This window comes from Streptomyces boncukensis (assembly GCF_011045075.1).
In the GTDB taxonomy this organism is placed as follows: domain Bacteria; phylum Actinomycetota; class Actinomycetes; order Streptomycetales; family Streptomycetaceae; genus Streptomyces; species Streptomyces boncukensis.
Genome location: NZ_JAAKZZ010000793.1, coordinates 1 through 2306, shown reverse-complemented (window position 1 = coordinate 2306; position 2306 = coordinate 1). Strand labels below are relative to the sequence as shown.

General features: G+C 72.2%; 1 protein-coding gene and 1 pseudogene. Both read right to left on the bottom strand.

Features of this window, described 5'->3' with window-relative positions:
* Positions 1-606, bottom strand: a pseudogene (locus G5C65_RS35685) (MFS transporter); the annotation flags it as partial.
* Positions 607-720: 114 nt separating this feature from the next.
* Positions 721-2306: D-alanyl-D-alanine carboxypeptidase family protein (locus tag G5C65_RS35680; protein WP_206442644.1), on the bottom strand; the 1586-nt coding region annotated here is incomplete at its 5' end.

The window sequence follows — 2306 nt, the reverse complement described above, 5'->3', positions numbered from 1 at the left end:
CCGGCCCCCGGGCCGCCCCCAGCGCTCCGGCCACGCCCACACGGTGGTCACGGCGGCGAGCGCGAAGAGCATGCCGAGCGCGAAGGTGACCCGCCCCGAGGCCGCGTTGCAGGCGAAGGCGAACGCGCCCCACAGCGCGGCGGGCAGCGGGCGCCGCACCCCGCGCGCCTTGGCGAGCAGCAGCGCCAGCAGCCCGGACGAGAGCACCCCGGAGATCATCAGCGTCGGCCGGACGCCGACGACCGCCATCAGATACGGCGATATGACGCTGTACGACACGGGGTGCATGCCCCCGTACCAGGCGAGGTTGTACGCCGAACCCGGGTGCTGGCCCACGAACTCCGCCCAGGCGTCCTGCGCCGCGAGGTCGCCCCCGCTGCTGGCCAGGAACCAGAACCAGACCAGGTGCAGCACCGCCGCGAACGCCGTGGCGGTGAGCGGGACGGACACGGTGCGCGGCAGCTTCCCGCGCAGCCGCAGCAGACGGTGCCCCAGGCGCGACAGCGGCGAGCGGGGCAGCGCGAAGGACAACCCGGCGTCGGCCGGGCTGTCTATGTCACCGTCGGCGTCGTCCCTTGACGCCGACGGCCGCTGCACAGTGGCCACTGCGCTCTACTCCCCGTGCGGCTCTGCGGAACTCCCTTGGGGTTCCTATGAACAGCTGACATTACCGGACGCCCCCGACCCGCCCCGGAAGGGGCGCCGGTCAGGAGAATCCGGTCAGGGAATCCGGGTCAGCTTCGCGCCGAAGCCGGGCTCGCCGAGCGACTCCTGGAGCGCCACCGGGACCTTGACCTGCCCCGGCCCCTCGCCGGCGGTCAGGGTGCCGACCCGGTCGCCCCGGCCCCCCTGGTGCGGCAGCGACTCGTCTCCGTCGGTGAGCGCCAGCTTCACCTTCAGACCGGGCCAGCCGACCGCCGTGACGTCCTTCGTGGCGACCACCGGCGTCTTGCCGCCGAGCTTGTCGTCCACGTAGCCGACGACATCGCCCTTCTTGACGACCTTACGGGCCTGCAGCTCGTCCTGGGCCGCGTCGATCAGCTTCTTGCTCCTGGCCAGCACCGTGTCCAGGATCGAGGGCTTGTACTGGCCCAGCATCGCGCCGACGATCAGCTGCCTGGTGCCGCCGATCTCCTTCTCCGCGGCGAACACCAGATTGCCGCCCGCCTTGGTGGTGGTGCCGGTCTTGATGCCGACGACGCCGTCCAGCGGGACGAGCTTGTTCCAGTTGGACTGCGTCTTGCCGTTGAGGTCCTTGTACTCCGGCTGCCGGACGACCTCCTGGAACAGCGGAAAGTCCATCACCTTCTTGGCCAGCTTGACCTGGTCGGCGGCGGTGCTCACGGTGCTCGCCCGGAGGCCGCTGGGGTCGGTGTAGGTCGTGTTGGCCATACCGAGGTCCTTGGCGGCGTCGTTCATCTTCTCGACGAACGCCTTCTCCGAACCCGCGTCCCAGCGGGCGAGCAGCCGCGCCACATTGTTCGCCGACGCGATCATGATCGCGTTCATCGCCTCCCGCTGGGAGAGCGTCTGCCCCTTCTTGACGTCGACCGTGGACTCGTTCTGCGCGCTGAGCCCGGCGTCGTCCTCGGCCTTCTGGTCGACCGGGATGTCCGCGCCCTTCGCCCCCTTCTTGACCGGGTGGTCCCGCAGGACGACATAGGCCGTCATGACCTTCGCGACGCTCGCGATCGGCACCGGCTTCTCCTTGCCGGAGGCGCCGAACGAGCCGAGCCCCTCGACATCCACCACCGCCTGGCCCTCCGACGGCCACGGCATCGACGGCTTCCCGCCGGAGAAGCGGAACGTGTCCGAGGCGGTCATCTCCAGCGCGGGATCCGGCAGCGGGCGGAGCGCCTGCACGACCACGAAGAGCACCGCCAGCAGCAGCACCAGCGGCGTCCAGATTTTGACCCGGCGCACGACCGTGCGCATCGGCGTCTCGGGCGGCGGCGGGGTGTTGGTCAGCTGGGCGAGCAGATCGAGCGGCTGGGGCTGCTTGCCGCCCTCCGCCTCGGCATCGGGCTGCGGCTGCTGGGCCCGCTCGGACTCGCCGCTCGCGGCGGGGGCCCCGGCGGGCGCCGCGCCCTCCGACCGCGCCGCCGGCTTCTGCTCCGGCGGCGCAGCGGGCCGCGGCGGGACCTGCGGCCGGGCCGGTGCCTCCGGCTCCACGCCGGATCTGGGCGCGGTACGGGGGGCCTCCTCGGCGGGCTTCAGCGGTACGAACTGGCTGGTCCGCTCGGCATCGGCCTCCTCGGCTCCGCGCTCGCGGGGCAGCCGGGGATCACGCCCGGACCGGGGCTGGG